The organism is Pannonibacter anstelovis, from assembly GCF_036881715.1.
Taxonomy (GTDB): Bacteria; Pseudomonadota; Alphaproteobacteria; order Rhizobiales; family Stappiaceae; genus Pannonibacter; species Pannonibacter anstelovis.
Window position 1 is genome coordinate 60,453 of the sequence record NZ_JBAKBF010000014.1, and the last position, 25,682, is coordinate 86,134.

Annotated in this window: 28 protein-coding genes and 1 tRNA gene; 12 read left to right on the top strand and 17 right to left on the bottom strand. The window is 61.7% G+C overall.

Annotated features, from left to right (window positions below; all coding sequences use genetic code 11):
* Positions 1–30: 30 nt before the first annotated feature.
* Positions 31–438: a rhodanese-like domain-containing protein gene (locus V6L75_RS18450; protein ID WP_334252950.1), complete on the bottom strand. Its 408-nt coding sequence runs from the start codon at positions 436–438 to the stop codon at positions 31–33.
* Between the two features lie 218 nt (positions 439–656).
* Here V6L75_RS18450 and pgi point away from each other — a divergent pair, with 218 nt between their 5' ends.
* The 3 genes from pgi (at position 657) to V6L75_RS18465 (ending at position 3,085) form a co-directional block, all read left to right on the top strand.
* On the top strand, positions 657–2,282 hold the full coding sequence (pgi, locus tag V6L75_RS18455; RefSeq protein WP_334252951.1) for a glucose-6-phosphate isomerase: 1,626 nt from the start codon (positions 657–659) through the stop codon (positions 2,280–2,282).
* 172 nt (positions 2,283–2,454) lie between these two features.
* Positions 2,455–2,724 carry a glycine zipper domain-containing protein gene (locus tag V6L75_RS18460; protein WP_019964496.1) on the top strand — a complete coding sequence of 90 codons (270 nt, stop codon included), beginning with the start codon at positions 2,455–2,457 and terminating at the stop codon, positions 2,722–2,724.
* Positions 2,725–2,800: 76 nt separating this feature from the next.
* On the top strand, positions 2,801–3,085 hold the full coding sequence (locus V6L75_RS18465) for a bacteriocin (RefSeq protein ID WP_334252952.1): 285 nt from the start codon (positions 2,801–2,803) through the stop codon (positions 3,083–3,085).
* A gap of 77 nt (positions 3,086–3,162) precedes the next feature.
* Here V6L75_RS18465 and ald read toward each other — a convergent pair whose 3' ends face one another.
* Positions 3,163–4,281: an alanine dehydrogenase gene (gene ald / locus V6L75_RS18470; protein ID WP_334252953.1), complete on the bottom strand. Its 1,119-nt coding sequence runs from the start codon at positions 4,279–4,281 to the stop codon at positions 3,163–3,165.
* A 144-nt stretch (positions 4,282–4,425) separates the two neighbouring features.
* On the opposite strand from ald, the gene V6L75_RS18475 reads away from it, so the two are divergent.
* Together V6L75_RS18475 and V6L75_RS18480 are read left to right on the top strand one after the other, a co-directional pair.
* Positions 4,426–4,908, top strand: coding sequence for an Lrp/AsnC family transcriptional regulator (locus V6L75_RS18475; RefSeq protein WP_334252954.1), 483 nt, complete (start codon positions 4,426–4,428; stop codon positions 4,906–4,908).
* Positions 4,909–4,986: 78 nt separating this feature from the next.
* The gene (locus V6L75_RS18480; protein ID WP_334252955.1) at positions 4,987–5,868 is read left to right on the top strand and encodes an SMP-30/gluconolactonase/LRE family protein; all 882 of its coding nucleotides are present in this window, start codon (positions 4,987–4,989) and stop codon (positions 5,866–5,868) included.
* 3 nt (positions 5,869–5,871) lie between these two features.
* Here the strand turns inward: V6L75_RS18480 and trhO are convergent, their stop codons facing one another.
* The 12 genes from trhO to V6L75_RS18540 form a co-directional block, all read right to left on the bottom strand.
* Complete coding sequence (gene trhO / locus V6L75_RS18485) at positions 5,872–6,660, bottom strand: oxygen-dependent tRNA uridine(34) hydroxylase TrhO (protein WP_334252956.1); 789 nt, start codon at positions 6,658–6,660, stop codon at positions 5,872–5,874.
* 159 nt (positions 6,661–6,819) lie between these two features.
* Entirely contained in the window at positions 6,820–7,149 is a 330-nt protein-coding gene (locus V6L75_RS18490) for a RebB family R body protein (RefSeq protein ID WP_334252957.1), read from the bottom strand.
* A gap of 143 nt (positions 7,150–7,292) precedes the next feature.
* The gene (locus V6L75_RS18495; RefSeq protein ID WP_334252958.1) at positions 7,293–7,622 is read right to left on the bottom strand and encodes a hypothetical protein; all 330 of its coding nucleotides are present in this window, start codon (positions 7,620–7,622) and stop codon (positions 7,293–7,295) included.
* 167 nt (positions 7,623–7,789) lie between these two features.
* Positions 7,790–8,122: a RebB family R body protein gene (locus tag V6L75_RS18500; RefSeq protein ID WP_334252959.1), complete on the bottom strand. Its 333-nt coding sequence runs from the start codon at positions 8,120–8,122 to the stop codon at positions 7,790–7,792.
* Between the two features lie 180 nt (positions 8,123–8,302).
* Positions 8,303–8,623, bottom strand: a complete 321-nt coding sequence (locus tag V6L75_RS18505) for a RebB family R body protein (protein ID WP_334252960.1) — start codon at positions 8,621–8,623, stop codon at positions 8,303–8,305.
* Positions 8,624–8,802: 179 nt separating this feature from the next.
* The gene (locus V6L75_RS18510) at positions 8,803–9,702 is read right to left on the bottom strand and encodes a hypothetical protein (protein WP_334252961.1); all 900 of its coding nucleotides are present in this window, start codon (positions 9,700–9,702) and stop codon (positions 8,803–8,805) included.
* Positions 9,671–10,099, bottom strand: a complete 429-nt coding sequence (locus V6L75_RS18515) for a hypothetical protein (protein WP_334252962.1) — start codon at positions 10,097–10,099, stop codon at positions 9,671–9,673. Before V6L75_RS18515 ends, V6L75_RS18510 begins: the two co-directional genes overlap by 32 nt.
* An 89-nt stretch (positions 10,100–10,188) precedes the next feature.
* Positions 10,189–10,593, bottom strand: coding sequence for a hypothetical protein (locus tag V6L75_RS18520; protein WP_055453924.1), 405 nt, complete (start codon positions 10,591–10,593; stop codon positions 10,189–10,191).
* 601 nt (positions 10,594–11,194) lie between these two features.
* Positions 11,195–11,422, bottom strand: coding sequence for a RebB family R body protein (locus V6L75_RS18525; RefSeq protein ID WP_019964483.1), 228 nt, complete (start codon positions 11,420–11,422; stop codon positions 11,195–11,197).
* A gap of 48 nt (positions 11,423–11,470) precedes the next feature.
* Positions 11,471–12,082 carry an RNA polymerase sigma factor gene (locus tag V6L75_RS18530; protein WP_334252963.1) on the bottom strand — a complete coding sequence of 204 codons (612 nt, stop codon included), beginning with the start codon at positions 12,080–12,082 and terminating at the stop codon, positions 11,471–11,473.
* Between the two features lie 444 nt (positions 12,083–12,526).
* The gene (locus V6L75_RS18535) at positions 12,527–13,510 is read right to left on the bottom strand and encodes a hypothetical protein (protein ID WP_334252964.1); all 984 of its coding nucleotides are present in this window, start codon (positions 13,508–13,510) and stop codon (positions 12,527–12,529) included.
* A 186-nt stretch (positions 13,511–13,696) separates the two neighbouring features.
* A tRNA-Lys gene (locus tag V6L75_RS18540) sits at positions 13,697–13,772 on the bottom strand.
* A gap of 558 nt (positions 13,773–14,330) precedes the next feature.
* On the opposite strand from V6L75_RS18540, the gene V6L75_RS18545 reads away from it, so the two are divergent.
* From V6L75_RS18545 to V6L75_RS18565, 5 genes are all read left to right on the top strand, one after another.
* Positions 14,331–16,106, top strand: a complete 1,776-nt coding sequence (locus tag V6L75_RS18545; RefSeq protein WP_334252965.1) for an acetolactate synthase 3 large subunit — start codon at positions 14,331–14,333, stop codon at positions 16,104–16,106.
* 14 nt (positions 16,107–16,120) lie between these two features.
* Positions 16,121–16,693 carry an acetolactate synthase small subunit gene (gene ilvN, locus V6L75_RS18550; RefSeq protein WP_334252966.1) on the top strand — a complete coding sequence of 191 codons (573 nt, stop codon included), beginning with the start codon at positions 16,121–16,123 and terminating at the stop codon, positions 16,691–16,693.
* A gap of 159 nt (positions 16,694–16,852) precedes the next feature.
* Positions 16,853–18,097 (top strand): phosphoglycerate dehydrogenase, encoded by a 1,245-nt coding sequence (gene serA / locus V6L75_RS18555; protein ID WP_334252967.1) that lies wholly within the window; start codon positions 16,853–16,855, stop codon positions 18,095–18,097.
* Positions 18,098–18,292: 195 nt separating this feature from the next.
* Complete coding sequence (locus V6L75_RS18560) at positions 18,293–19,039, top strand: pyridoxine 5'-phosphate synthase (protein ID WP_334252968.1); 747 nt, start codon at positions 18,293–18,295, stop codon at positions 19,037–19,039.
* 94 nt (positions 19,040–19,133) lie between these two features.
* Positions 19,134–20,897 carry a GSCFA domain-containing protein gene (locus tag V6L75_RS18565; RefSeq protein ID WP_334252969.1) on the top strand — a complete coding sequence of 588 codons (1,764 nt, stop codon included), beginning with the start codon at positions 19,134–19,136 and terminating at the stop codon, positions 20,895–20,897.
* Positions 20,898–21,007: 110 nt separating this feature from the next.
* Here the strand turns inward: V6L75_RS18565 and V6L75_RS18570 are convergent, their stop codons facing one another.
* From V6L75_RS18570 to V6L75_RS18580, 3 genes are all read right to left on the bottom strand, one after another.
* Positions 21,008–21,748 carry a carbonic anhydrase gene (locus V6L75_RS18570; RefSeq protein ID WP_334252970.1) on the bottom strand — a complete coding sequence of 247 codons (741 nt, stop codon included), beginning with the start codon at positions 21,746–21,748 and terminating at the stop codon, positions 21,008–21,010.
* Between the two features lie 156 nt (positions 21,749–21,904).
* Positions 21,905–22,288, bottom strand: a complete 384-nt coding sequence (locus V6L75_RS18575) for a DUF4087 domain-containing protein (protein WP_334252971.1) — start codon at positions 22,286–22,288, stop codon at positions 21,905–21,907.
* A 22-nt stretch (positions 22,289–22,310) separates the two neighbouring features.
* Positions 22,311–22,748, bottom strand: a complete 438-nt coding sequence (locus tag V6L75_RS18580; protein WP_334252972.1) for a hypothetical protein — start codon at positions 22,746–22,748, stop codon at positions 22,311–22,313.
* A gap of 200 nt (positions 22,749–22,948) precedes the next feature.
* Between V6L75_RS18580 and V6L75_RS18585 the strand changes: the two genes are divergently transcribed.
* Positions 22,949–24,868: a potassium transporter Kup gene (locus V6L75_RS18585; RefSeq protein ID WP_425498806.1), complete on the top strand. Its 1,920-nt coding sequence runs from the start codon at positions 22,949–22,951 to the stop codon at positions 24,866–24,868.
* A 141-nt stretch (positions 24,869–25,009) separates the two neighbouring features.
* Complete coding sequence (locus tag V6L75_RS18590) at positions 25,010–25,651, top strand: TetR/AcrR family transcriptional regulator (protein ID WP_334252974.1); 642 nt, start codon at positions 25,010–25,012, stop codon at positions 25,649–25,651.
* Positions 25,652–25,682 lie beyond the last annotated feature (31 nt).

Genomic DNA, 25,682 nt, shown 5'->3' on the forward strand with positions numbered 1-25,682 from the left:
TCAGGCACACCGATGCAGGACGCGCAAGGTTCAGGCGCGTCTTGCCATTTGCTCGACGGCACCACCTGCCGCCACCCAGGCCGCAAAGCCTCCATCGAGATGCACCACGGGCTCAAGCCCCATCTCGATGGCTGTCCGCGCCGCAAGCGCAGAGCGCCAGCCCGCCGCACAGAAGAACACAAAAGTCGCCTCGCTGGCGAAAACAGGTTTGTGGTAAGGGCTTGCCGGATCAATCCAGAACTCCAGCATGCCGCGCGGGCAGGAAAAGGCACCAGGAATGGCCCCTTCCTTCTGAAGCTCGCGTATGTCGCGCAAGTCAACGAAGACATAACCTTCACGGCCAAGCAGCAGCTTCGCCTCTTCGGCTGAAATCGCGCTGACCAGCTCTGCAGCCTCTGCCAGAAGCACATCGATACCGCGCGAGATTCTCTGAGCCATGCAAAAGCCTCCTGAGAAACCGGACGGGCTGATCATGCCACCGTCTGCTGCAGAAGGCGACCCATCAATGGCAAAAGAAGATTTCACGCCAGCCGGCGCCCTGCCATTCTGCTGCCCGGAAACTGGGGCATGGCACTGTCATGCCCGCGTGCTATATCATTGCCATGATTTGCAGTATGCCTGCGCAGGCAGGATTTTAAATCGATTAAGGAGCTTGCATGTTCACTCCGGACCACTGGCAGTCGCTGAAGTCTCACGCCAATGACCTGAAGGCCACCAGCCTGCGCAATCTCTTCGCGGCAGACCCGAAGCGGTTCGACAAGCTGAGCGTGCGTGACGGTGACCTGCTGATCGATTTCTCCAAGTCGCTGCTGACGGTCGAGACCGTCTTCCTGCTCTGCCGCTTTGCCCGCGAAGCCGGGCTTGAGACGCAGCGTGCTGCCATGTTTGCCGGCGAAAAGATCAACAGCACGGAAAAGCGCGCTGTGCTGCACACCGCCCTGCGCAACCAGTCGGATGAGCCGGTGCTGGTGGATGGCGTGGATGTGATGCCCGATGTGCGAGAAGTTCTCGCAGACATGGGCGACTTTGCCGAAGGTATCCGCTCGGGTGACATCGCCAGCGCCTCTGGTGCGCCTTTCACCGATGTGATCAACATCGGCATCGGCGGCTCGGACCTTGGCCCGGTGATGACGACGCTCGCGCTTGCCCCCTATCACGATGGCCCGCGCCTGCATTACGTCTCCAACGTGGACGGCGCGCATATTGCCGACACGCTGAAGGATCTGGACCCGGCCACAACACTGGTGATCGTCGCCTCCAAGACCTTCACCACCATCGAAACCATGACCAACGCCCGCACGGCCCGCGCCTGGATCGCCGAAGCGCTGGGTGAGGCTGCCGTTGGCGCGCATTTCTGCGCCGTCTCCACGGCGCTGGACAAGGTGGCTGCCTTCGGCATTGAGGAAGACCGCGTGTTCGGCTTCTGGGACTGGGTTGGCGGGCGCTATTCCGTCTGGTCGGCCATCGGCCTGCCGTTGATGATTGCCATCGGCCCGGATGCCTTTGCGGAGTTCCTCGAAGGCGCACATGCCATGGACGAGCATTTCCGCACCGCCCCGCTGGAACAGAACCTGCCGGTGCTGCTGGGCCTCACCGGCGTGTGGAACCGCAACGCCATGGGGTACTCCGCCCGCGCCGTCCTGCCTTACGACCAGCGCCTGTCGCGCCTGCCCGCCTATCTGCAGCAGCTCGACATGGAATCAAACGGCAAGCGCGTGACGCTGGATGGCACCACGGTGGAAACCGAGACCGGTCCCCTGGTCTGGGGCGAACCCGGCACCAATGGCCAGCACGCCTTCTATCAGCTGCTGCATCAGGGCACGGCGGTGATCCCGTGCGAATTCATCGTCGCCGCAAAGGGCCATGAACCGGAGCTGGCGCATCATCACGAGATGCTGGTGGCCAACTGCCTCGCCCAGTCCGAGGCCCTGATGCTCGGCCGCACGCTGGATGAAGCCAAGGCGCAGCTGAAAGCGGCCGGCATGGCGGCAGATGACGTGGAGCGTCTGGCTCCGCACAAGGTGTTCCCCGGCAACCGGCCGTCTATCACCATCGTACATGACCAGCTGACACCCTTTGCCCTGGGCCGTCTGATTGCGCTCTACGAGCACCGCGTCTTCGTGGAAGGCGTCATCTGGGGCATCAACTCCTTTGACCAGTGGGGCGTGGAACTTGGCAAGGAGCTGGCAACGGCCCTGCTGCCTATGGTCAAGGGCGAAGTCTCCGCTGAAGGCAAGGACGCGTCCACACGCGGTTTGCTGGCCGCATTACGTAGCGCTTGACGGAACTTGGCTGCGAAGTCACCTTGAGAGGTGAACGGGTGCGATTTATTGGAACCAAATCAGCGCCAGTCGGTTAAAAAGTGACATGGATCACCGCAATCCTGTCACTTTGGACTAATAATGGTGCCGGTCTTGGTTGCGGAATCATATCCGCAATTTCGGGAGAAATCAGATGAAGAGATTCGTTGTTCTTGCTGCGGCCGGTCTGCTGCTCGCAGCCTGCCAGTCCGACAGCCAGCGTGACCGCGCCCTGGTCGGCGGTGGTCTTGGCGCCGCGACCGGTGCCGTAATCGGTGCCGCGGCGACGGGCGACGTGGGCGGTGCCCTTGTTGGCGGCGTCATCGGCGGCGCCGGTGGTGCGATTGTCGGCTCGGCAACCACGCCGAAAAACTGCGTGGCCTATGACCGTTACGGCCGCCCGTACCGGGTTGTCTGCCCGTAAGCGGCAGGCTTGACTTGACAGGCAAGGCCTTCCCCATCCATCGGTGGGGAAGGCCTTCTTGTTTTGTGAGAGATCCGTGCCACAGGTCCCCTTCCCCGCCGCAGCGCTGCTGCTTGCATCCGGGCTTGCACTTGCCGCCTGCGGCTCAGCCAGTCAGACAGAACGAGCCGTTGCAGGGGCCGCTATCGGCGGGGCGGCAGGCACTGGCGCAGGCTGGCTGCTGGGCGGCAATCCGGGCGCAGCCGTTGCCGGCGGCGTGATGGGCGCGGCGGGCGGCGGCCTGATTGGCGCCCTCACTCCCGGCAAATGCGTCAAGCGCGGCCCGGACGGCATCTATTACCGCATCGATTGCCCCGAATAAAAACCATAGCAAAACCGCATGACAAAACCCCGGCGCCTTGCAGCACCGGGGTTCATGTCATTCAGTCAGTGAAAGCCTTAGGCCTTCAGCGCGGCTTCCGGCGCGACATAGTCGTAGCCCAGAGCCTCGGCCACTGCCTGACAGGTCACCTTGCCTTTGTAGACATTGAGACCCGGCAGGAAGGCCGGATTGGCCAGGAGCGCAGCCTTGGCGCCCTGATCGGCCAGCGCCAGCGTGTAAGGCAGCGTCACGTTGTTAAGGGCGAAGGTCGAGGTGCGCGGCACGGCGCCCGGCATGTTGGCGACGCAATAATGCACCACACCGTCAACGATATAGGTCGGCTCGGCATGGGTGGTTGCGCGGGAGGTCTCGAAGCAGCCGCCCTGGTCGATGGCAACGTCCACGACGACAGAGCCGTTCTTCATGCGGCGGATCATGTCAGCGGTGACCAGCTTCGGCGCGGCAGCACCGGCCACCAGCACGGCACCCACAACGATATCAGCGTCGAGCACATACTGCTCAAGCGCTGCCTTGGTGGAATAGACGGTGCGCAGGCCCGATCCAAAGGTGCGCGACAGCCCGGCCAGCACATCGACGTTCCGGTCCAGCACTGTCACATCGGCGCCAAGGCCCAGCGCCATGGTGATGGCATGGGCACCGACGACACCGCCTCCGATGACAACGACCTTGGCAGGCGCCACACCCGGAACGCCGCCGACGAGAATGCCCGAGCCGCCAGCCGCCTTCTGCAGGGCATTGGCGCCAGCGGTGATCGAAAGACGGCCGGCAACCTGTGACATCGGCGCCAGAAGCGGCAGGCCGCCGCGGCCATCGGTCACGGTTTCATAGGCAATGCAGGTCGCACCGGACTTGACGAGGTCTGCAGTCTGCTCCGGATCCGGGGCCAGATGCAGGTAGGTGAAAAGCGTGTGATCGGGGCGCAGCATGGCGCGCTCAACGGCCTGCGGCTCCTTCACCTTAACGATCATTTCGGCGACATCGAAGACTTCCTTCGCCGTTGCACAGATCTTGGCCCCGGCCGCTACGTAGGCAGCATCTTCAGCCCCAATACCGGAACCTGCATTCGTCTCGACATAAACTTCATGGCCATGAGCCACAACTTCCATGACACTATCCGGCGTAAGGCCAACGCGGTATTCATGGTTCTTTATTTCTTTTGGAACACCAATGCGCATCGTTTATTCCTCTCTGGTAAGGATTTATGCGATGACACTAGAGGAGATGTGATCGAATAGGCTTGCGTTCTTTGCAGCGTGAGCGGCATTTTTGCATTACAATGCGAATTTGGGCGGTATATTCCGCATATTCTGCGAGGCGCGATGAAATTAGACCGGATCGACAAGCGTATTCTCACCCTGCTTCAGCAGGACGGGAGGATGCCAAACGCCGATCTGGCACAAAAAATCGGCCTCTCACAATCTGCCTGCCTGCGCCGCGTGCGGGCGCTTGAGGAGTGCGGCATCATCAGCCGCTATGCCGCTCTGCTTGACCAGCGCAAGCTTGGGCGGCGCATGGATGTCTTCGTCGAAATCTCCCTGACGGGCCAGTCCAACGAGGTCCTTCTCGCCTTCGAGCAGGCCGTGGGGCAGTCCCCCGAGATCATGGAATGCTATCTCATGGCGGGTGATGCAGACTATCTGCTCCGGCTTGCGGCGGAGGACCCCAACGACTTCGAGCGGCTGCACCGCGAAACCCTGGCACGGCTGCCCGGCGTTTCGCGGATGAAATCCTCCTTCGCCATCCGGCCCATCGTCCGCAAGACAGCCTTTCCACTGGACAGTACCCACCGAAGCACCGACTGACCACAGCAAGGTCGACGCCAACAGCTCCTTCCGCCTATAGTGCGCGCAAACGACGCATCCATGGATCCGGAGCCTTTCTTGACTGCCGAAATCACCTGTCTGCTCGATGGCCGCTTCGCGCTGGCCGAATGCCCCACCTGGGATGAGCGCCGCCAGAAGCTTTTCTTCACCGATATCAAGGGCAAGGCCATTCACGCTCTCGACTGGAAGAGCCGTGAGCTGGAAACCTGGACCTTCGCCAATGAGGTTGGCTCCTTCGCCCTGTGTGAGGATGGGCGGCTGATCGTGGCCGTCTGGGATCAGGTGATCCTGTTCGATCCGCAAACCGGCGCGCAGCAAACCATCGCCAGCATCGAAGCTGACAATCCGCATACGCGCCTCAACGACGGCAAGGCAGGGCCGGATGGTGCCTTCTGGGTCGGCACCATGGACAACCGTTCGCCGCGCCAGCCGGTGGCAGGACTTTACAGGGTTGCCCCCGATGGCAAGGTGACGCAGATCCTCGACGGACTGCATGTCTCCAATGGCCTCGCCTGGTCGCCAGATGGCACCGCCATGTATCATGCCGACAGCTCGCCTGGCTGGGTGGACCGCTGGCGCTTTGATCCGGCAACCGGCGCCGTGTCGGAGCGCACCCGCTTTGCCCAGCTCACCAACGAGACGGGCCGCCCGGATGGTGCCACGGTCGATTCTTCGGGGAATTACTGGAGCGCAGGCGTTTCGGCCGGCGTGCTGAACTGCTTCTCGCCCGCAGGCGCCCTTCTGGCGAAGTTCACCCTGCCCGTGCCGCGCCCGACCATGCCCTGTTTCTGCGGGCCGGAGCTGGCCGATCTCGTCATCACCAGCCTGCGCCCGGATGATGCACCCAGCATCGAAGCCGCGCCGCAGTCCGGCAGCCTCTTCCATCTGCGCCCCGGCCTGACGGGCCTGCCGTCTCACAGGTTTGGAGCGAAGGGCTGAAACTCAGCCCTGCGCAGACAGATCTTCCACGTCCGGCTTGCGGACGAAGTCCTTGGCCTCTTCAGGGATGTTACGGCCCCAGGTGGCCTTGAGGCTGTGGTCGACGGCGATGCGCTCGTCAAAGACGAAGCATTCGCCGGACCACAGGCTTTTTTCTTCCGGCATCTTTTCCAGATAGTTCAGGATGCCGCCATCGAGGTGGAACACATCCTCGAAGCCCATGTCCAGCAGCAGCGAAGTGGCCTTTTCACAGCGGATGCCGCCGGTGCAGAACATGGCAACCTTCGGCTTGCTCTCCAGCGCCTGCTGCGCCTTCAGCCACTGCGGAAATTCCCGGAAGGAGCGGGTCTTCGGGTTGATTGCCCCTTCGAAGGTGCCGAAGGCGAACTCGTAATCATTGCGGGTATCGATCACCAGCACGTCCGGGCTGGAAATGAGACCGTTCCAATCCTCCGGCGCCACATAGGAACCGACCCGCTTGCGTGGATCGACCGTCTCGACGCCCAGGGTGACGATCTCCTTTTTCAGCCGCACCTTCATGCGCTGGAAGGGTTTGCGCTCGGACCAGGATTCCTTGTGGGTGAGATCCGCAAGGCGCGGGTCCTGACGGATGACGCCAAGCACATGGCGCAGGTTTTCCTCCGTCCCGGCGATTGTTCCGTTGATCCCTTCAGCCGCCAGCAGCAGGCTGCCACAGATTTCATGCGTCTGGCACAGCTCCAGCAACTGCCCGCGCAGATCGCGGAAATCTTCGAGGGGAACAAATTTGTAAAGGGCGGCGACGAGGTACATGCGGCAAACCTGGGTGATGCGGCGCGCAACTGCCGCCGTTCTGTCTTCTGATCCGCCTTATAAACCCGCCCGGTGCAAAAACGCAAAAGGGAGCGCAGCCCTCCCGCAAGGAAAGGACAGCGCTCCAGTGCTCCCGGCTCCTCAGGTCCGGGAAAGGGATCAGCGGCCGCCGCTGAAAGCGTTCAGAACGGTCAGCAGGCTGGTCAGGTTGTCGGCAACGCCGGTCTGGGCCACCTTCTCGGTCGCACCGGCCGCTGCGGTCGTGTCCAGCGTGTAGATCTGCATGATGCCCTGGTTCGCGGCGGCCTGCGCCAGCGAGTTCTGCTGCTGCTGGGCGGCAACGGCGTTTTCGAACAGGATGCCGGTCGAATGCACCATCGACTGATAGAGGGTGCTGATGGCAACAGCCGGAGATTCGCCGACAACCTTCACGTTCGACTGCGTGACGGCATCGGTGATCATCGGATTCACGGTGGTAGGATCAGCCATGTAATTCACTCCTTCAAGCAGGCCTTTGAAGCTTCAGGCCCGTTACACCCCTTAGGACGCCACCTTGCGGACAGTGTGAGGCAGGGCGGGAATTTTTCAATCCCTGACTGTGGAAGACGTGAGCAATTTGCTCCACTCCCCTCTCAGAACCGGCCTTTGAATGCGTTCAATACAGTCAGCAGGCTGAGCATGCTGTCCGGGACACCGCTCTGCGGCGCGATCAGGTCAGGGCTGAAGCCGATGGGCATCTGATAGGGGCTTCCACGAGCATCTGTTCCCGATCTGACAGCCTGCTCAATAATCCGCCGGTTCTCGTATGAGCTGCGGGTATTCCCGAACAGCAAGCCGGTGGAGTGATGGGTGGAGGTATGCAGAAGGCCGCGCAGGGATGCGGGATGCTCGGGCACGGGCCGGGCGGTGTTACCTGCCTCCCATGCGTAAATGTCCGGCCCATCCGCCTCAGCAGCTTCCATCTGCCCCTCCCCGATGACCTCATGTCCAACAGAGGTTCACAGTACCCCCCCTCCACCACCTTTCAAGCGACGGCTGCGTGCAGCCGGGATGCAAAGCAAGGGCCGGCATGAAGCCGGCCCCAGTTGTTGGCAGCCGCAAGCAGCAGCACCAGAGTGAGGCAGCCCTATCAGCGGCCGCTGCCGCCCAGCGCGCCCAGTACGGTCAGAAGGCTGGTCAGATTGTCGGACACACCGGTCTGCGCCACCTTCTCCGTGGCACCCGCTGCGGCCGTTGTGTTGACGGAATAGATCTGCATGATGCCCTGGTTCGCTGCAGCCTGAGAGAGGCTGTACTGCTGCTGCTGGGCTGCAACCGCATTCTCGAACAGGATGCCAAGCGAATGGGCCTGCGACTGGTAGAGCGTGCTGAGCGCAACGGCGGGCGCATCGCCAACGACCTGCACATTGGACTGGGTCACTGCATCGGTGATCATCGGGCTCACGGTGGTGGGATCGGCCATCTCTTTTACTCCTTAAGGCGGGCCAGCACCGCATGCGGCCCTCTACACCCCATAGGACGTCAATCCCAGGCACCTGTGAGAGAGCATCCTGGCATTTCGCAGGTCCTCACATGACAAAAGGGCCGGCGTGAAGCCGGCCCCAATCTGGTCTGGTCTGGTCTGTGCGTCCCGGAATTCCGGTCAGCTGAAGGACTGCAGCACCGTCAGAAGGCTGCTCAGATTGTCAGACACGCCCGTCTGGGCAACCTTCTCGGAAGCGCCAGCTGCGGCCGTCGTATCGACGGAATAGATCTGCATGATGCCCTGGTTGGTTGCGGCCTGAGCCAGCGAGTTCTGCTGCTGCTGGGCTGCGACCGCATTCTGGAACATGATGCCAGTCGAGTGGGACATGGACTGATAGAGCGTGCTCAGCGCGATCGCCGGCGACTCGGCAACAACCTTGACGTTGGACTGGGTCACGGCATCAGTGATCATCGGGCTCACGGTTGTGGGTGCGGCCATATTCATCTCCTTGATCTGCGGCTTGGCCGGAATCAGCCAATCACCTGCACAAGAAAAGACGCCACCAACTACGCCACGTGACAGATTTCATGAAATTAAAGCACATACGAAAAATAAAAAAACAAAGCCTTCGCGACTTAATCGCGAAGGCAAAAGTTCTTAATGATACTTATATTCAATCAGCGCGACGAACCGGTGAGATGCTGCTTCATCTGTTCAATCTGATACTGAAGCCCCTGCCGTACGGTCGGATTTGACAGTCCGGCCTTCTGGGTCGCCAGATTGTGGCCGATCTGCTCCATGACGCTCAGGGCCTTCACCGCATCTTGTGGCAGCTTGACCAGTTCCTCGTTGTCTGCCAGCAATTTAGCCAGCGTCTCCTGCTCGCCCTGAATGGAGCTTGAGAGGTTTTTCGCCGCGTCGCGGGCACTTGTCAGCACCTTGACGGCAACAGCAAGCCCCTCTTCATAGGCCTTATCTGCGGCTTTCTTGCGCTGCCCTGCCTCGATACCGGCGGCCAGCACCTTCGGCAAGGCCTGCGTTACCTGGGCATAGCCCGACTGCAGGGCGGCCACCTTCAGATGCTCGATGAGCAACTGGCGCAGCAGCTGCGCCCCTGTGGCAGTACCGCTGGAGACAGCGCCCTTGCCATCTCCCCCGCCCCCGGCAAGATCGCGAGCGAACTCACCGGTTGCTGCCGCCTCCGGCTGGCCGGACGCCCCAGCGGCGGCTTCATCTCCACCCCGCCCTGTTGTGCCCCGGCCCTCGCCGCGACCCGCATCGCGCCCCTCGCCCCGGGCACTGCCTGCGTCCGCGCCAGGAGCTGCGGCGGCCGCCGCTGTCATCACCGGCACAGCCACCTCCGGAACAGGCACCTCCGGAACGGGCACTTCCGGCACGCTCACCTTGGGAACGTCCAGCTGGGGTGCAGGAACGGACGGAACCTGCCCTGCGCTTTCAGTGCCAGGCTGGTGGCCAGAGGGGTGTACGGAAGGTGGGGTGCCGGACTGGGCGCCCGGCTGCGGGGATGCCGGTGCAGCCTTGGGCTCAACTCCGGTGCCGGTCTCTACGTCCGTCATTTTCGCTCTCCTTACGGGTCTTGGCCGAACGGCCGGTGCTGCGCATGGACTGGCTGATGAAGGCAAGCGCGTCACGCATCAGGCTGTCGGAGCTGCTGTCCGGGACAGGGGCAGAGCACGAAGCTCTCCCGTTCCCATCAACGTCGAACACGGCTGCCATTTCGCAAGTGGTGACGGTTGTCACGTCTCCGGTGCTGGACAACTGCAACAGCTCACCCGCCTGCCCCAGCGCCGTGCGCGCCCAGGACAACTGCGTGATGACCTGAGGATAGACGCTAAAGAGCGTGCTCTCCCCCGGCGCACCGCAGGACTGGCCAATCTCTTCGGCCCAGTTTTCGAGGAAGCACTGGATCAGCACCTCAAGATCGCGGCACAAGCCATCCGTACTCAGTTCCATGACACACCTTCCCAACAGCCGGAGCTGATCCGGCCTCTGCGGCACGCTTCCCGTGCCTGTTCTTCAGGATTTCAACAGCCAGCAGGCCTTCAGGACACGGCCGTCTTCAGATCACCGATCACCGTGGAGGCCGAGGTTCCAGCAGTGGTGCTTACACTGCCGTAGACAGCAACGGCGGCCTGCACCATGGCCTGGATTTCCGCCATCAGCGGCACGGCAATCAGTTCACCTGCCGGCCCTTGCGCTGCCTTCTTGATGGCGACTGCCTGTCCGGCCACCGCAATCTGCATGATGGCATTCATGTAGCTTTCGGCATCCTGCACCGCGATGGCGGTCGTCTGGCCGACGCTCATCTCCGGCGGCGTGATGACCATGGCGGGCGCATTCGCCAGATTCTGATAGTTGGTGAAGTTCACCGCCTGCACGATCTGCTTGTTCAGCGCCGAAGTGTCAGGCGGTGTCGCACCCACAGGGGCAGTCGGATCTCCAGGCATTCTTTTCTCCTTTGACAGGTCTTTCTCAAGCTGCGGGGCAAAGGCCGCCTCAAGGTTCACCGGCCTGCCGTTGACAAGGCGCCCGTTCGCCGGACGCAGCGTCTGTGGCGGCACATCAATCCGCCGGTGCGGGCCTGCGTTAACGTTAACAGCCCCTTGCAAGCGCCCGGGCGGCTTTCGGTCAGCCGCGCTTGCAGGCTGTGCCGTCACCTTGGAACTTGTTGAGGCCTGCGGCGCGCGCTGGCCCTGCACACTCTCTGAGGCCAGATGTGGCGGCGGTCCGTCAGCAGGAGCCGCAACCCCTTGCAGAGCTCCTGATGGCGCCTGCACTGTGACGTTAGTCTCCGCCGCTGCAGGCACCTTGGGCTGAGTGCTCCTGCTCAAGGCCTCATCGCCGTGTTGCCAGTCGGACAGCCAGCCATCCAGCCAGGCACTCTGCCTGCCGTGTTCGCCGGCCCGCTTCACCGCAGCGGCAGCAGACTGACGCAGACGTTCCAGGATCGGCTTCATCGCCATGGCACAGCTCCCTCATCGCGCGCCCGTCAGTAAGCAGCGCCTCTGGGTACATCAGGACGGAATGGAAGAACCCGCTGCCCTGATCCTACTGGCCCACTTCCATGATCAGCTGCACCGCCTTGGAGACGACCGCCGTCATGACCTGGTTCAAAGCCTGCTGGCTGTGAACCGCATTCTGGATCGACAGGCCCGTCGCATGGCTGCTGACCTGATAGAGGCTCGCGATGGCCTGAGAGGGCGCTTCGGCGACCACCTTCACATTGGTCTGGGTGACCGCATCGGTGATCTGGGAATTTACAAGCTGATCGGCCATTTCCTGTTCCTGTTCGGTTTGCGATGACCCGACATAAATCTGGACGCGTCAGGCTTTCGTCCGTGAGGGCCGCGAGGGAGCGGTTTTTGCGGTCCGCTCCTGCGGCTGGTTCCAGTGGTCCTGCCCGGTTTCACCAAGGGCTGCCCTCAGCGTCAGGCGCAAGGTCTGCACCCGCTTGCGGGCCAAAGCCTCGGAAATTCCCAGCACATCGGCGATGTCCCGGTAGCTCTGTTCCTCGCAGAAGCGCAATTCGAAGATCCGGCGGTGCTCCGCAGACAGGGAGTTCATGACCGCCATCACCCGCCGCAGGATTTCCTGCTGCCACAGCAGATGCTCCTGCGAGGGGCGCACATCGGCAAAGCCCGTGTCGTTGTCCTCGTAGATGTCAGCCGAGAAATCCCGCACCTGACGCTCCGAGTTCTTGCGGCGCAACCTGCTGATGTACTCGTTCTTGAGCGCAAAGAGCAGGAAGGCACGCGGCTCACGGATATGGGTCTCTGCACGCTCCACGTGTGACACCGCCTTGATCAGGGTGGAGGACAGCAGATCCTCCGCCTCCTCCCTGTCCCCTTTTGTCAGGCGCAAAGCCCGGCGCCGCAGAACAGGCGCGTCATCGATCCAGCTGGTCCACAATCCGTTTGCAGGCAAAACACTCGTCATTGCGCGTTTCCCGGTTTCAACTACGAAAGTCTTCGACGCAGACCCTCTCACCCTGTGGGCTTGCCAGGATAGACGCAGAAGAAATTCCTTCGTGACAACCTTAGCGGGATTTTTTATAGCCACAAACTAATAATTTAATACTTTGTTAAGCATGATATTGCTGCGTATTAGAATTTTAATCTTGAATTCAGCAAAACGTCTTTGAGCAGGCAGGAAAACGGAATCAGCCTGAACGCCTTGCACGCATAAGATGAAGTGCGAGAATGCACCGCACATGCAACCCTGAATACGCAAAGCTGCGGAGGGCATAAAGCCCCTCCTCAGGCGTCAGATCTTTGCAACCAAATACAACCGAGGATTTAATTCACAGCTGCGGGCAAAAATTACGCCCGGCCAGGCGGGCCTGACCGGGCGCAAAGGCCGGCTTTTCGAAATGCGGTTGCCTTACCAGCGGCTCTCGCAGACGCAGGACGGCACGTCATCATGACGCACGGTGATCTTCACGCCCTCCAGATAAGGCAGCGCGGCCTCGAGGGTCATCGGCTCCAGCGCAGCCAGGGGCGCGAAATCCAGTGCCGAAACACCCTTTGCCGAGCTGACATTCACGTGCAACAACCCGGATGGATGCGGAACGGAGGCAATGATGGAGGCCAATGCCTTGCGGCTTTCCTGATCCACTAGCTGATCCGGCAGGCTTTCAACCTGCCCGGCGAGCAGCTGCTTTGCAGCCGCAACGGCATTCTCGGGCGTATCCCCGTAGGCTGGATAAAGGAATGCGATCCAGACGGCTGACATGGATTCAAAGAAGCCGCCATTCTCAAGCTTGAGATCGAGCTCGTGCAGCCGGATCTGCGCAGCCTTGTCCATCTGCGCAGGCACGGCCAACAGTCCGGGAAGGTCAAAGTCCCCAAGCCGCGCCGCTGCTCGCATCCGTGTGCCGCTGCCCATGTCGATTTCAAACCTGTTCAGCGCCAGTTCCTTGCGCTCCGGGTCCAGCTCATAGTCGAGATGAACGCTGCCGCGGCTTCTCTCCCCAATCAGCCGCATCTGATAGATAGACTCCGGCATGCCCTCGAACATCGGGATGTTGCGCGCGCCGGTCATCTCCAGCACGAGCTTCTGCGGCGCGATTTCCCGCCCGCCAGCGCCCCAATGCGCGGTCCAGGCCACCTCGTCTGCCTCGAACGTGTAGGTAACCATCCCTTCGGTCAAAGGCAGGGAAACATCCCGCAGAATGCAGCGGCCATTCTCCTCCACCGGCGTCATCGCCGAAAGCGCCGCACCGGCGCGCTCAGTCGCGGCCTTTTCGAGAACGGAAGCGGCATAGGCAACATCTGCGGCGCAGCCGGTCTCGGCCGCCTGAGAGCTTGCAGCAGCAGAAACAAAGCCCGCAAGGATCAGGGCGCCAGTGGCGAATAGCGATTTCATGGAAACTCCACCTGCGTGTCATCAGAATCGAATGCCGGAAAGCTCCGGCCTGCCCGGACAATGCACAACCCTGCCCTGCGGATCCGTGATCTGCATCGCATTTTTTACGGATGGAAAAAAGAGAAGAGAATTAGAAAACCAACCGCACAGCGGCCAGACTTTCATAAAATTTTCAAGGGAAGGAGATGGTGGGTGCACAAGGATTCGAACCTTGGACCGTCTGATTAAGAGTCAGATGCTCTACCAACTGAGCTATACACCCATCTCGTCGCGGCGGCGTCAGCGCCTGTCCGCTTCGGATGAGCGGCTTATACCCAGCACCTCCCGGACATGCAAGAGGGTTCGATGAAGTTTTTGTGGCGCCTGTGTAAAACTTTTCAGAAGCCGTCAAGACCCGCAGAAATCCGCCATTTCGAGAGACACCCACCCCCTCCCCGCAACTTTCGGCAACACAAACGGGCTTTTGCGAAATAATCAGAATTTCCGCTTGACCAACCCTCGGCACCAATACTAGTGTGCAGCGCAACTGCAGCAGCTGCCGAAGGTGGCCTGCGGGACTGGAACTTGTCATGACCGGCCTTTACAGCAAGACCGGCAGTCAGAAAGCGGGACGCCCGATGGCGAAGCAGATTTTCGCAGCTTCTCAGCTGCTTCTGGTAGTAGGAACGCGCGCGGCCTGAACGGTAGACCCGTTCGGAACAGGCTGGCGCGCAGCAAGGGCTCCTCGGGAGCCCTTTTTCGTTCCAGCCCTCCGGACACACTTCAAACACGGCAAGATCAAGAGATTTCGGATCAAGAAGCCAAGGCAAGGAAGCAGACGATGACACGGGAGATGACCGGAGCCGGCATGGTGCTCCAGGCGCTTAAAGACCAGGGTGTGAAACATATCTTCGGCTATCCCGGCGGCGCGGTACTGCCGATCTATGACGAGATCATCCAGCAGGACGACATCGAGCACATCCTTGTGCGCCACGAGCAGGGCGCCGGCCATGCGGCAGAAGGTTATGCCCGCTCCACCGGCCGCCCCGGCGTTGTTCTGGTCACCTCCGGCCCCGGCGCGACCAACATGGTCACGGCGCTGACCGATGCGATGCTCGATTCCATTCCGCTGGTCTGCATCACCGGCCAGGTTCCGACCCATCTCATCGGCACGGACGCCTTCCAGGAATGCGACACGGTTGGCATCACCCGCAACTGCACCAAGCACAACTGGCTGGTCCGCGATGTCAACGACCTCCCGCGCATCATCCATGAGGCCTTCTATGTCGCCACCTCCGGCCGCCCCGGCCCGGTCGTGATCGACATTCCGAAGGACGTCCAGTTCGCAACCGGCACCTATCAGGGCCCGACGGCCAACCCGGCAGCGGCGCACAAGAGCTACCGCCCGCAGGTCAAGGGCGATCTCAACGCCGTGCGTCAGGCCATCGAGCTGATGGCCAGCGCGAAGAAGCCGGTCTTCTATACAGGTGGCGGCGTCATCAACTCCGGTCCGCACGCCAGTCAGCTCTTGCGCGAGCTGGTCCAGCTCACCGGCTTCCCGATCACCTCGACGCTCATGGGCCTTGGCGCCTATCCCGCGTCCGGCGCGAACTGGCTCGGCATGCTGGGCATGCACGGCACCTACGAAGCCAACATGACGATGCATGACTGCGACGTCATGGTCTGCATCGGCGCACGTTTTGATGACCGCATCACCGGCCGCATCGATGCCTTCGCCCCCAACGCCCGCAAGATCCACATCGACATCGACCCTTCCTCGATCAACAAGGTTGTCAAGGTGGATGTTCCGGTCATCGGCGATGTCGGCCACGTGCTGGAAGACATGGTCCGCCTGTGGCGCTCCTCCGGGGCCAAGGCCGATCCAGCCGCGCTCAAGGCCTGGTGGGCTCAGATCGACCAGTGGCGTGCGCGCAACTGCCTCGCCTATACGCCCAACAGCGACATCATCATGCCGCAGTATGCGCTGCAGCGCCTTGCCGAGCTGACCAAGGGCCGCGAGACCTATGTCTCCACCGAAGTTGGCCAGCATCAGATGTGGGCGGCGCAGTATATCGGTTTTGAATCGCCCAACCACTGGCTCACCTCCGGCGGCCTCGGCACCATGGGCTATGGCCTTCCCGCCTGTATCGGCGCACAGGTTGCCCACCGCGATGCGCTCAGCATCTGCGTGGCGGGCGATGCCTCCGTGCTGATGAACATGCAGGAAATGTCCACAGCGGTGCAGTTCAACCTGCCGGTCAAGATCTTCATCCTCAACAACCAGTACATGGGCATGGTGCGCCAGTGGCAGCAGCTGCTGCACGGCAACCGCATGTCCCATTCCTACATGGAAAGCCTGCCGGACTTCGTGAAGCTGGCCGAGGCCTATGGCGGCGTTGGCTTCCGCGTCGAGAAGCCGGGCGAGCTGGATGATGCCATCCGCGAGATGATCGCCGTCGACAGGCCGGTGCTTTTCGACTGCCGCGTGGCGAACCTCGCCAACTGCTTCCCGATGATTCCTTCGGGCAAGGCCCACAACGAAATGCTGCTTCCCGATGAAGCCAATGACGAGGCGGTGGCCAATGCCATCGGTTCGGCAGGCAAGGCACTGGTCTGAGGCAAGGAACCGTCATGAACGCACAGAACGTCAACGCCCCTTCCGCCTATTTCATGGCCGAAGTCAGCGACAAGATCGAATCCCACACCCTATCCATCCTGGTGGACAACGAGCCGGGTGTGCTGGCCCGCGTCATCGGCCTGTTCTCGGGCCGTGGCTACAACATCGACAGCCTCACCGTTTCGGAAACCGAACATGAGGCGCATCTGTCGCGCATCACCATCGTCACCACCGGCACGCCGATGGTGATCGAGCAGATCCGCCACCAGCTGGACCGGCTGGTGCCGGTGCACCGGGTCATCGACCTCACCGTGCAGGCGCGCCTTGGCACCAATGACAAGCCGCTGGAACGGGAACTGGCGCTGGTGAAGGTGGCAGGCCATGGCGAAAAGCGTCTGGAGGCCCTGCGCCTTGCCGATGCCTTCCGCGCCACGGTGATCGACGCAACGACGGATCATTTCGTCTTCGAGATCACGGGCCGCACCTCCAAGATCGAGCAGTTCATCACCATCATGAAGCCGCTGGGCCTCGTTGAAGTCTCCCGCACCGGCGTCGCCGCCGTCCAGCGCGGCGCCGAAGGGCTGTAAGCTTCACTCGAAAGGCCCTGTCGAACACCGCAAGGCCATAGACGCACGCGCCGCAACGCAATATACGGTCACCGGCTCCGGCCGGTGACCGTTTTCCGTTCCGGCCCGCCCCTCTCGGATTGCTGACCGCAAGGTCCCACAAGGAAGGCTTAGAAGCCCATGAGCAACGGTTTGTCCCGGCCGAAGAATCAGATCCGCTGGCTGCTGCTGGAGGGCATTTCCCCCACAGCGAAGGCTGTGCTGGACGCCAGCGGCTATCACAATGTCGAAATGCTGCCGAAGGCGCTCGACAAGGAGGCGCTGATCGAGGCGCTCAAGGGTGTGCATGTGGTGGGCATCCGCTCGCGCACGCAGCTAACCCGTGAAGTCATCGAGGCGGCCGGAACGCTGGTCGCCATCGGCTGCTTCTCGGTGGGCACCAACCAGGTGGATCTGGCCGCTGCCCGCGAGCGCGGCATCCCGGTGTTCAACGCCCCCTTCTCCAACACACGCTCCGTCGCCGAGCTGACCATTGCCGAAATCGTCATGCTGATGCGCGGCGTCTTCGAGAAGTCCAATGCCGCCCACGCCGGGCGCTGGATGAAGACCGCAGCGGGCTCCCGCGAAGTGCGCGGCAAGACGCTGGGCATCGTCGGTTACGGCAACATCGGCACGCAGCTGGCCACGCTGGCGGAGGCCATGGGCCTCACCGTCATCTATTATGACAAGGTGGACAAGCTGCGCCACGGCAACGTGATGCCGGTGGACACGCTGGACGAGCTGCTGTCGCGCTCCGATATCGTGTCGCTGCATGTGCCGGACACGGCCGAGACGCGGAATATGATCCGCGCCGAAGAGCTGGCGAAGATGAAGCCCGGCAGCTTCCTCATCAACAATGCCCGCGGCAAGGTGGTGGACATCGACGCCCTCGCCGCGGCGCTGAAGAGCGGCCATATCGCCGGTGCGGCCATCGACGTGTTCCCCTCCGAGCCCAAATCGAACAACGACGAGTTCGTCAGCCCGCTGCGCGGCTTTGCCAACGTCATCATGACCCCGCATGTGGGCGGCTCCACGGAAGAGGCGCAGGAGCGCATCGGCGAGGAAGTTTCCCGCCGCCTCGTTGAATATTCGGACGTTGGCTCCACCGTGGGCGCGGTCAATTTCCCGCAGGTGCAGCTGCCGCGCGGCACGGATGCCACCCGCTTCATCCAGGTGCACCGCAACGTGCCGGGCGCCATGCGTGCGCTGAACGACCTGTTCGCCCGCAACAACCTCAACATCCATGCCCAGTACATGCAGACGGTGCAGGAAACCGGCTATGTGGTGCTGGATGTGGACGGCAAGGTGGAGAACGCGGTCGATATCCTCGAGGAAATCCGCGCCCTCCCCGGCACCATCCGCGCCCGCCTGCTGAACCGGGTGTGACGGCCCGGATCTGATGAGACCCGAACGGCGCGGGGCATGGCCCCGCGCCATTTGGTTTTCATGGGGGCCGCCCTGACGGCGGCGCGAATAAATTCTTGTCACCGCAGCAATATCCGGTTTGACAGGGGCGCCGTTCCGGCCGATTTTCGGCACTCTGCGGCACCAGCCGCCTCAATCAATTGCCGGACGCCCGCCATGACTGCCTCCCGCCTTTCCGTGAATGTCAACGCCATTGCCATGCTGCGCAACCGGCGCGATCTGCCCTGGCCGAGCGTCACCGGCATGGCGGCGATCGCCATGGAGGCGGGCGCCAAGGGCATCACCGTGCACCCGCGCCCGGACGAGCGGCACATCCGCAAAAGCGACGTGTACGATCTGGCGGAGCTGATCGAGGACCGGTTCCCCAACAAGGAACTGTGCCTTGAGGGCTATCCCACGCCGGACTTCCTTGATCTGGTGGAAAAGGCGCGGCCAGATCAGGTGCTGTTCGTGCCCGACGCACCGGAGCAGACCACCTCTGACCACGGCTGGCAGTTTGGCGCGGACAAGGCACTGCTGAAGGAAGCCATTACGGCGGCGCGGGAATGGGCGGTCACCGTCTCCCTGTTCCTCGATCCGGACCCTGCACTGGCATCTGAGGCAGCCGCCATCGGGGCAGAGCGGATCGAGATCTACACCGGACCCTATGGCGCCTGCTACGACAGCCCGGAACGGGCGAAGGTGGAGCTGGACAAGGTGGCGGCCACGGCAGAAGCAGCCCGCGCCGCTGGCCTTGGCGTCAATGCCGGGCATGACCTGACGGTGGAGAACATCCCGGCACTGATCAAGCGCGCCCCCTTCATCCGCGAAATGTCCATCGGCCACGGCTTCACCGCCGACGCCCTGATCTATGGCTTCGCCGGCAGCGTTCAGCGCTTCCGCAAGGCGATGGGGGAAGTTTAGGTCTGCCCGGCCTTACGCCTGGGTACCCCCGCAGCTTGTGACCGCGTCTGAAACGCCCTAGCCTAGATCAGCATAAAGCCGGGCGATTCTGACCATGACCAATCCATATACCAGCCTGCCGCAATCCAGTTTCTGGAAGACAGGTATCACCGAGCATGGCAGCGGCGGCGCCCTAAAGGACATCTGGCAACCGCGCTTCGCCATCTCCCGTGACACCCGCATCCTGACTGCAGGCTCCTGTTTTGCCCAGCACATCAGCCGCTGGCTGACTGCCAATGGCTACGACTGGGCCGATACGGAGCCTGCGTCCGAAGAGCTGACGGATAACGAGCGCCGCGACGGCCAGTATGGCGTCTTTTCGTTCAGAACCGGCAATATCTACACCGCAGCCCTGCTGCGCCAGTGGCTGGAGTTCGCCTTGGGCGCCCGCCCGCCCGTTCTCGACCTTGCTGAAGAGGATGGCCGCCATTTCGATCTGCTGCGCCCCGCTGTGCCAGCCTGCGGATACGAGAGCCGTGAAGGCGCACGTGAGGCACTCGAGCGGACACTGGACGCAATCCGCAAGGGGCTGAAGGAGGCCGACCTTTTCATCTTCACGCTGGGACTGACGGAATCATGGATACACCGGGACGGCCATGTCTATCCCATGTGTCCGGGCACACTGCGCGGGACGTTTGACCCCGGGACCGTTCGTTTCGTCAATCAGGCTTATGAAGACGTGCGCCGGGACATGGCCGATGCCATCGGTCTGGCCCGCACGGTAAACCCGGATCTGAAGTTCCTTCTCACGGTCTCCCCGGTCCCGCTCACGGCCACCGCCAGCGGCGATCATGTGCTCAGCGCCACGATCTACTCGAAATCAGTGCTGCGTGCCGTGGCGGGTGACCTTTGCCGCGAATTGTCAGGCGTAGACTACTTCCCTTCCTATGAACTTATCTCCGCATTCCCGGCGCGCGGCCGCTTTTATGAGGCGAACCTGCGAAGTGTGACGGCGGAAGGTGTGGCCCATGTCATGTCGCATTTCAGCGAAGGCATTGGCGCCATAGCGCGATCACCGGGGAATGGTGATCCGCTTCGGCCAGCAGCGGCCCAAAGCGCCAAGGCTGCCGATGAAATCCTGTGCGATGAAGTCGGCCTCGAGTCCTGGGCGCCTGGCGCAACAGATGCGGCGGACACATCCGTCTGCCTCATCGGGGACAGCCACATGGGCCACCTGTCGCTTGCCTTCCAGCGTCTCGGCCTGCCGCACGCGGGCGGCATGATCATGAATGGCAAGGCGTGGACATCAAACGAGCTTGCACTTGATGACGAAGAACTCTGGGTGCCGCTTGAGAATGCCCTTGCCCGCCGCCGCTGGCAGGAAACCCTGCCCTTTTTGCAGCCGGCAGCCAAGGGCCCTGCCGGACAGAAGATCATCTTCACGAACATAGGCCAGCAGACTCATCGCAGCGTTGCTTTCCTGTCTGCCTGGCTTCAAACAGAACACAACAACAAGCTAACAAACCCGCTATTCTTCCAGTACTTCGGGAAGGAAAACCACGATAAGCTGATCCTAATCAAGCGCATCGTCAACAGGGGCTTCAGAGTGGTGGTCATCAGCGACCCACCAACCCAGCATCTTGCAGGTTATCACGATCCTCAGCTTTGGAGGATTTATGAAAATCTATCCGAGAGGGCCTATGTCGAGTTGGGGTGTGAGTTCTTCAACGCACGCAACTATATTGACGCCATTGGCTTTCAGGACCGGTTCATCTCGGAAAAGTTCAAGCAAGGGGTGGAGTACGATTGGCTGCACGGCAGTGCAGCCTATTATGATGAGATAGCAGAAGAGCTGATCCGGCGTTACGCCTTGCGATAGGACCATCTGGATCAAACTACGCTGCCTTTGACCTTGCCTCATCAGGTTCAGGCAGAGCCGATGCCAAACCTGAACCAGCCTCGCTGCCGGTTCAGGCAAGGCAGATCGGATCACTTTTCCAGAATAAACCGGCGGCCGATTTCCTGCAGCGGGCGGGCGTTGGCGGTGTAGATGGCTTCGAACTCCTTGATCGAGGCCTCGAACACCTTGATAGGCTCCTTCATCACCGTCCAGACCACGGTTTCAGAACAGGGCGGCGTGGTCAGCGAGCCTTCATAGCGGAAGAAGTGCTGGGTGGCGGGCAGCATCGTAGCCGCATCCGCCGTGCCAACCTTCACCTCTTCGCCGGCCTTATGCGGCGCCTTGTCCATCACGGCTTTGAACAGGTCATTCTCCCCGCCCGGCTCGATCATCGCGCCAACGACCGCCAGCGAGCCATCTTCGGCCTGATGCACGAAGTGGGCTTCCATCGGAGCCTTCTTGCCGTCGATGGCGTGTTCGGACGGCGTGTGGAAGTGGAACTGGCGCAGCACATAGGACTTGCCGTCCAGATCAATGGTGCCGCCATCATCGGTGTTTGCCTGAATGGTGTGGCCATTGTTCACAACAGTCCAATGGGCATCCTTGTTCCAGTGAAACACGATGTCCGCAGGCTCCGCCTTGACCGTATGGGTCAGATCGACGGGGGACTGCTCGTGCCCCGTCTCGCAGGCCTCAAAATTCTTGGCAAGATCAGCCCAGTGGGCAGGCCCTTCCGCACCTTCATAGGTCCAGTGCGGCGAACTGGCCGCAAATGCGGATGTTGAAATGAGAGTTGCTGCAGCAACTGCAATCAGAAAACGGCTTTTCATCCTGGTCTCCTTGACCACCTCTCAGTCAGATCTGAGATGGAACTGAAGTAAACCTGAAGAAGAGCCCTGCAAAGTTACAGATAGGTCATGACAAAGATGTAATGAAGTATCATCCAGAGCGCGCACGAAGACGCAAATGCGCGCAGCCCGGGAGCATCACTCCATCTTTGGCAGGGACTTGTCCCTCTCGCATTGCGCAAGCTTGAGCTGGCGGAAGGAGTAGACGGCCGTGATGAACTGCATTCCGTCTTTCTTTTCCGTTTCTACCTCCATGCAGCCGCATGCATAGCCGTAATTGCCATTCACGGCGCGGTAGTCACCAGCGGAAATGTCACCGATATTCTCCATGCCCAGCGCTTCCCGGTCCGAGCCCTGCGTGGCGAGAATCCAGTCGCCGTCCCGGTCGGTCAGCCACCAGTTGCCCGGTGCCGGGTTGACGACCCAGCCGCACCGGTTCTCAGGCGCGGCAGAAGCGCGAGTTGCCGGAACCAGACACGCTGCAACAGCACAAGCAAGTGCAAGCAAGAGAGCGATGCGCATTTCCTGTCTCCTTGATCGGGGATCAGTTGTTGATCGAGACAATCGCCCAGTAGCTCTTTGCGCAGGCATTATCTTCACACACCGGACTGAGCCAGACCGCCCCATCCCCAATGGCCACGCCTTCGTCCGTCACCAGAAGGTCCTCATAGGCGGCTTCCGCGACAACATCCTTCGTCGCCTGGCTCACCAGCCGGGGGTAGGCTGCGATGAATTCCTCAGCCGTTTCAACGGAGTGGAAGCTGCCGTTGTTGTTGACCGGCAAGGGAAAGGCAGCAAGCGCCGCTACATCTTCCCCCGTGCCCGTCACCAGCGCACGCCGCACATCTTCCAGAAACGGATCAAGCCCCTTGGCATCACCAAGAATGGTTTCCACCTGCTGATAGACATCCTCCGCGCTGGCCGCTGCGGCGGGCATGGCGGGCAGAAGAGCAAGAAACAGGGCAAGGACAGGCGTCTTCATCGGCAACTCCAGGGAACAACCAAGCTTGAGAATATCCGTTTCCGCATCTGGGCGCCTGACAAACTTTGGGCTAAATAATGGCCCTGACCGGAACCGGAAGCGCTTACCCGCGTTTTCTGTTCCGCAAGATCCGCTCTGCCGCTCATCCTGACGGCACGAACCAACCGGTGGCGGATGAAACAGCAGGGGTAGTGTCAGCAATGACCCCAGGCGGCGGCCCTGTAGAGGGCGAGGCAAGTCTCTCTCAAGATCATCTCCCCAAATCCAGCCACGGCATGCTTATGCTGGGTGCAGCCGGGGTGGTTTATGGCGACATCGGCACCAGTCCGATCTATGCGCTTCGCGAAACGCTGAGAGCCGCGACGAATGGCGCAACCGTTCCGCCCACCAGCACCGAGATCATCGGCTCCCTGTCGATCATCGTCTGGGCGCTGACGGTGATCGTTACGCTCAAATACGCGCTCATCGTGCTGCGGGCGGGCAACAAGGGCGAAGGCGGCACCCTGTCGCTGGCCATCCTTGCCCAGTCTGCCGCCGGGCGGATGCGCCTTGCCGTTGTGTCCCTCGGCGTCATCGGCGCGGCGCTGTTCTTCGGCGATGCAGTGATCACTCCGGCTATTTCGGTTCTGTCCGCCGTCGAAGGTTTCGAGCTTACCGTGCCTGCGGTCGATGACTACATCATTCCGATCACCGCAGGCATTCTCATAGCGCTCTTCGCGGTCCAGCGTTATGGCACCGGGCGGGTGTCGGCCGTCTTTGGCCCGGTCATGCTGATCTGGTTCGCCTGTCTTGCTGCCGCTGGCGCGGGGCATGTCATGGACGATCCTGCCATCCTGCGCGCCCTCAATCCGCTGGAAGCCATTGCCTTCGCACAGGCTCATACCGGCGTGGCTCTGGCTGTGGCCGGTGCAGCATTCCTGGCAGTCACCGGTGCCGAAGCTCTCTACGTGGACCTGGGGCACTTTGGCCGCAAGCCCATCATCCACACCTGGTTCGCGCTGGTGTTTCCCGCCCTTGTGATCAACTATCTGGGTCAGGGTGCCTATCTGCTGAAGACAGGGGGCTCCATCAGCCAGCCGCTGTTCGAGATGATGCCCGCCTGGGGCCAGACGCCGCTTGTCGTGCTGGCGACGGTAGCGACGGTCATCGCCAGTCAGGCCGTGATTTCCGGCGCCTTTTCCATGGCACGGCAGGCCGCACAGCTGCATCTGCTGCCCCGTGTCACGGTCATCCACACGTCTGAAACCCAGTCGGGCCAGATCTATCTGCCGCAGGTCAACTGGCTGCTGCTGGCAGGTGTGCTGGCGCTGGTGCTGGGCTTCGGCTCGTCGGATGCCATCGCCGCGGCCTATGGTATCTCCATCTCGGGCCAGATGCTGGTCACCACGCTGCTGCTGGCACTGGTCATGCGCGGCGTCTGGAATTGGCCCTTGCCAACGGTCCTGCTGGTGACACTGGCTTTCGCGGCTATCGACGCCACGTTCCTCACCGCCAACATGCTGAAGTTCACGGACGGCGGCTGGGTGTCAATCTTCATGGCCATGATGCTTCTGGCTGTGATGACCATATGGACACGGGGCAGCAAGAAGCTGTTCGAAAAGACAAGGCGGATGGAGATCCCGTTGGCAGAACTCGCCGCCACACTGGAGAAGAGCCCGCCGCACCGGGTGCCTGGCACCGCCATCTTCATGACCGGAGACCAGGAAAGCGCCCCGACCTCGCTGCTCCACAGCCTCAAGCACTACAAGGTGCTGCATCAGCAGAACCTGATCATGACCGTCAAGACATTGCCGGTGCCGCATGTGGAGGAAGACGACCGCGTGGAGATTACGCCCCTGAACGACGACTTCACGCGGCTCACCGTCAATTTCGGATACATGGAGGATCCCAATATTCCCGGAGCGCTCAAGGCTTGCCGGAAGCAGGGAATCAAATTCGACATCATGTCGACATCCTTCTTCCTGTCCCGGCGCACTCTCATTCCTTCAGCTGCCCCTCCCCTCACCAGCCTGACGAAGCGGATCTTCATCCAGCTGGCCCGCAACGCAGCCGACACCACCAGTTTCTTCCGCCTGCCCACTGGCCGCGTGGTGGAAATCGGAACGCAAGTCGTCATCTGATGACCCTGAAGACGAGGCGGGCCGGAAATGGCACGCCTCACTTTCCGCCCCCATCCCCCTCCTTCGCCTCTTGACGGCACATGCAGCCTCGCCTAGAACCATGAACCGTACGGTACGGTACAGAAACTTCGGAGTGGTTCCTTGGCCAGTGCAGACCTTCACGACAGCTTGCCGGATGAGGCAGCCGCCTTTTCCCCGCGCCAGCAGGCCGTGCTGGAGTGTGCGCTGAAGCTGCTGGTCGAAGGCGGCGAAAAGGCACTGACGACTGCAGGTCTTGCCCGCAGCGCCAATTGCTCCAAGGAAAGCCTCTACAAGTGGTTCGGCGACCGGGATGGCTTGCTGGCAGCTGTCGTCGCCTATCAGGCCAGCAAGGTGCATTTTGCGTCGGAGGCCGCCGCCACCGACGCCACCACCTTTAAGGCCCATCTCACCGGTTTCGTGCGCGAGCTGCTGGAGGTTCTCTCCGGCGAGACATCGCTGGCGCTGAACCGGCTGGCCATCGGCCAGTCCAACCGGGACGATTCCCGGCTGGGACGCCTGTTGCTGCTCAAGGGCAAGTACACCATTTCCGCCCGGGCCCGCAGCCTGCTGGAAGCAGGACGGTTCCGTGGCTTCCTCAAGTTCGATGATGCCGAGGAGGCCTATCAGGTGCTCTACGGCCTTGCCCTGCGCGACCAGCATATCCGCCAGATGCTGGGCGATACGCTGCGCCCGCGCGAGAAGGACATCGATGCACAGGCCGCTCTGGCCGTGGACAGGTTCTACCGGCTGTTCGGCGCCTGACGCTGACGGCCGGAGAAAGCAAAACGCCGCA

Coding starts and splice junctions, on each gene's coding strand:
- V6L75_RS18560 (WP_334252968.1), top strand. CDS start 18,293: ATGACTGCCTCCCGCCTTTCCGTGAATGTCAACGCCATTGCCATGCTG.
- V6L75_RS18580 (WP_334252972.1), bottom strand. CDS start 22,748: ATGAAGACGCCTGTCCTTGCCCTGTTTCTTGCTCTTCTGCCCGCCATG.
- V6L75_RS18500 (WP_334252959.1), bottom strand. CDS start 8,122: ATGGCCGATCCCACCACCGTGAGCCCGATGATCACCGATGCAGTGACC.
- ald (WP_334252953.1), bottom strand. CDS start 4,281: ATGCGCATTGGTGTTCCAAAAGAAATAAAGAACCATGAATACCGCGTT.
- V6L75_RS18570 (WP_334252970.1), bottom strand. CDS start 21,748: ATGAAAAGCCGTTTTCTGATTGCAGTTGCTGCAGCAACTCTCATTTCA.
- V6L75_RS18520 (WP_055453924.1), bottom strand. CDS start 10,593: ATGCCTGGAGATCCGACTGCCCCTGTGGGTGCGACACCGCCTGACACT.
- V6L75_RS18525 (WP_019964483.1), bottom strand. CDS start 11,422: ATGGCCGATCAGCTTGTAAATTCCCAGATCACCGATGCGGTCACCCAG.
- V6L75_RS18490 (WP_334252957.1), bottom strand. CDS start 7,149: ATGGCTGATCCTACCACCGTGAATCCGATGATCACCGATGCCGTCACG.
- pgi (WP_334252951.1), top strand. CDS start 657: ATGTTCACTCCGGACCACTGGCAGTCGCTGAAGTCTCACGCCAATGAC.
- V6L75_RS18505 (WP_334252960.1), bottom strand. CDS start 8,623: ATGGCCGCACCCACAACCGTGAGCCCGATGATCACTGATGCCGTGACC.
- trhO (WP_334252956.1), bottom strand. CDS start 6,660: ATGTACCTCGTCGCCGCCCTTTACAAATTTGTTCCCCTCGAAGATTTC.
- V6L75_RS18535 (WP_334252964.1), bottom strand. CDS start 13,510: ATGAAATCGCTATTCGCCACTGGCGCCCTGATCCTTGCGGGCTTTGTT.
- V6L75_RS18495 (WP_334252958.1), bottom strand. CDS start 7,622: ATGGAAGCTGCTGAGGCGGATGGGCCGGACATTTACGCATGGGAGGCA.
- V6L75_RS18545 (WP_334252965.1), top strand. CDS start 14,331: ATGACACGGGAGATGACCGGAGCCGGCATGGTGCTCCAGGCGCTTAAA.
- serA (WP_334252967.1), top strand. CDS start 16,853: ATGAGCAACGGTTTGTCCCGGCCGAAGAATCAGATCCGCTGGCTGCTG.
- V6L75_RS18530 (WP_334252963.1), bottom strand. CDS start 12,082: ATGACGAGTGTTTTGCCTGCAAACGGATTGTGGACCAGCTGGATCGAT.
- V6L75_RS18575 (WP_334252971.1), bottom strand. CDS start 22,288: ATGCGCATCGCTCTCTTGCTTGCACTTGCTTGTGCTGTTGCAGCGTGT.
- V6L75_RS18585 (WP_425498806.1), top strand. CDS start 22,949: ATGACCCCAGGCGGCGGCCCTGTAGAGGGCGAGGCAAGTCTCTCTCAA.
- V6L75_RS18475 (WP_334252954.1), top strand. CDS start 4,426: ATGAAATTAGACCGGATCGACAAGCGTATTCTCACCCTGCTTCAGCAG.
- V6L75_RS18510 (WP_334252961.1), bottom strand. CDS start 9,702: ATGACGGACGTAGAGACCGGCACCGGAGTTGAGCCCAAGGCTGCACCG.
- ilvN (WP_334252966.1), top strand. CDS start 16,121: ATGAACGCACAGAACGTCAACGCCCCTTCCGCCTATTTCATGGCCGAA.
- V6L75_RS18460 (WP_019964496.1), top strand. CDS start 2,455: ATGAAGAGATTCGTTGTTCTTGCTGCGGCCGGTCTGCTGCTCGCAGCC.
- V6L75_RS18450 (WP_334252950.1), bottom strand. CDS start 438: ATGGCTCAGAGAATCTCGCGCGGTATCGATGTGCTTCTGGCAGAGGCT.
- V6L75_RS18565 (WP_334252969.1), top strand. CDS start 19,134: ATGACCAATCCATATACCAGCCTGCCGCAATCCAGTTTCTGGAAGACA.
- V6L75_RS18515 (WP_334252962.1), bottom strand. CDS start 10,099: ATGGAACTGAGTACGGATGGCTTGTGCCGCGATCTTGAGGTGCTGATC.